Source organism: Nostocoides japonicum T1-X7 (assembly GCF_001046855.1).
Lineage (GTDB): Bacteria > Actinomycetota > Actinomycetes > Actinomycetales > Dermatophilaceae > Nostocoides > Nostocoides japonicum.
Genome location: NZ_HF570958.1, coordinates 4,671,198 through 4,673,312, shown reverse-complemented (window position 1 = coordinate 4,673,312; position 2,115 = coordinate 4,671,198). Strand labels below are relative to the sequence as shown.

Here is a 2,115-nt window from a genome sequence, read left to right as displayed (position 1 = left end):
CCGGTGCGCCGGGACCCGAGGGCGAGGACACAGCCGGTCGCGATGACGGCCCACGTCGGCACGTCGGCGATGGCCCGCTGGAGCACCCGGAAGGGCCCTGTGGCCCGCGGCCGTCCGAGGGTGCCGAAGAAGCGCTCCTCGACGCGTCGCTCCTCGCCGAGGCGGCGCGGCACCCGGGTGGCCACCGCCCCGACGAGGGCGCCGGCCACCAGGGCGAGGACCCCGAGCGCCGGACCGAGACGGTGCGGCGACACGACGACGACGACCGTGAGGCCCGCCGCCGCCGCGACGGCCGCGACGACGAGGTGTCCGGCCCGGAAGGGGTCGCGAGCCGTCGGGCGGACGATGCGGCGCAGCACGACGGCAGGCAGGTTGACGACGGTCAGCATGCTCACTCCAGGGTCTCGTGGTCGGCGGGCACGGCGTCGGGCCGGTCCCCGGCGAGCCGGCCGGCCCGCAGGACGATGACGGCGTCGGCCATCCGGCACGTCGCCGCTCCCCCGGTGAGGATGACGGTCCGGCCGATGAGGTCCACCTGCCGGCGCAGCGAGCCGGTCCAGGCCGTGTCACGCGGGTCGCTGGGCAGCCGCACGACGAGGATGTCCGACGCGCTGGACAGGGCGAGCGCCAGGGACACGAGCCACGTCTCGTGGCCGGTCAGCAGGGCGGGGACGCGCGCGAGGACGCCCCGCCCGGCGAGCGCGGCGACCGTCTCGGCGCTCTCGCCGCTCCGGTCGGCGAGGCGGAGGTTCTCGGCGACGGTGAGGTAGGGCAGCAGCGGGGCCGGGCCGTCGACGAGGGTGACGTGCCGCTCGAGCCACGCGGCCCGCTGCCCGGCGGGGACCGACATGAGCTCCACGCCGAAGACGCGGAAGCGCTCGGCCGACGTGGGCTCCAGGGTGCCGGAGAGGACCTGGGCCACGTCGTCGGTCCCGTCGCCGGGGCCCCCGGCGACGACCGTGAAGGTGCCCGGCAGGACGTCGAGGTCGATGCCTCGCAGCCCCTCCCCACCGGGGGTGGACGAGGTGGCGAGGCGGCGCAGGCTCACGGCCGAGGTCAGGTCGATGCCTGTCGGGGGCTGCATGCGGCCGCCTTTCGCAGGGACTGGGGCGCGGACGGGACGGAGGGGTGCCGGCTCGTGCGGCGAGGTCTCACCAGCAGAAGTGGAAGGCGGACATCCAGGAGGTCGTCATCGGCGCGAAGGGCTCGGGCTCGAGCTCCAGGACGTGCAGCTCTCGGACGGACATCGGGTGCTCCTCGGGGTGTGTGGGTGGTTGGCGTTCTCGTGGGTCAAGTCTGCGAGCCGGCCCGCCGGATCCGGCAGAGCCCGCCGTCAGCGAAGTCAGGTGACGGCCGTCAGGTGCCGGGCCGCGATCGCCGGGCCGTCCGTGACGGTGCGGTCCGTGACGGTGTCGTCCGGGTCGGGCAGGAGGAGCACGTCCCGCGCCGCGCGCCCGGTGTCGAGCGCGGCGAGGACGCCCGCCGCGCCCGAGGCGACGTCGGCGGACAGCCGCAGCCCCTGCTCGCCCGGGACGAGGCACCCACGGGAGGAGCCGGTCAGGGGTGCTCGGGACGGCCGGACGGCATACCAGCCGAGGCGGTCCCGATGGACCCCGGTCATCGGCTCGGTCGCGTCGATCTCCCGCAGCGTGAGGAGGATCCCGGCCCGGCCCTCCGCGAGCCCGGCGCCGACCATCGCCGGGCGCCGGAGCGCGCGGAGGACCCCCTCCACCGCCCACCGGCAGCGCTCGTCGTCCGTCCCCTCCTCCAGGAGACGCTGGGCGACGATCCCGGCCGCGGCCGACCCGATCCCGAGGTACGGCATGAGCCGGCGACCGTCGACGCCGAGGAGAGCGTCACCCTCGAGACGGCAGGAGGCCAGCTCGAGGTGCAGGCAGCGACGCGCGGCCCCGAGCAGCTCCTCCCTGACCGTGTCCCATCGCCCGCTCCCCGCGAGGCGCAGCAGGCACAGCGCCGTCCCGGAGAGCCCGTGGAGCAGCCCCGGGCGGGGTGGCGTCACCGGCCCCGCGACGATGCGGAGCAGCCGCTCCACGTGGTCGGCGGCGAGCGCGGCGACCGTGGGGTCGCCGCTGCGCTCGGCCACCGCGTCGAGCG

At 76.5% G+C, this 2,115-nt stretch carries 3 protein-coding genes; all 3 read right to left on the bottom strand.

The features are described from left to right. The coding region (locus BN12_RS25540) for a hypothetical protein (protein WP_162233118.1) at positions 1-395 on the bottom strand (395 nt) is incomplete at its 3' end. Continuing rightward, entirely contained in the window at positions 392-1,084 is a 693-nt protein-coding gene (locus tag BN12_RS21230) for a P-loop NTPase family protein (protein WP_048555562.1), read from the bottom strand. The genes BN12_RS25540 and BN12_RS21230, both read right to left, overlap by 4 nt. Positions 1,085-1,342: 258 nt before the next feature. Next, positions 1,343-2,115, bottom strand: a 773-nt coding sequence (locus tag BN12_RS25535) for a glycoside hydrolase family protein (RefSeq protein WP_048555561.1), incomplete at its 5' end; no start/stop codon positions are given.

Excerpts from the sequence above, each read along its gene's own strand:
- BN12_RS21230 (WP_048555562.1), bottom strand. The coding sequence starts at position 1,084 with ATGCAGCCCCCGACAGGCATCGACCTGACCTCGGCCGTGAGCCTGCGC.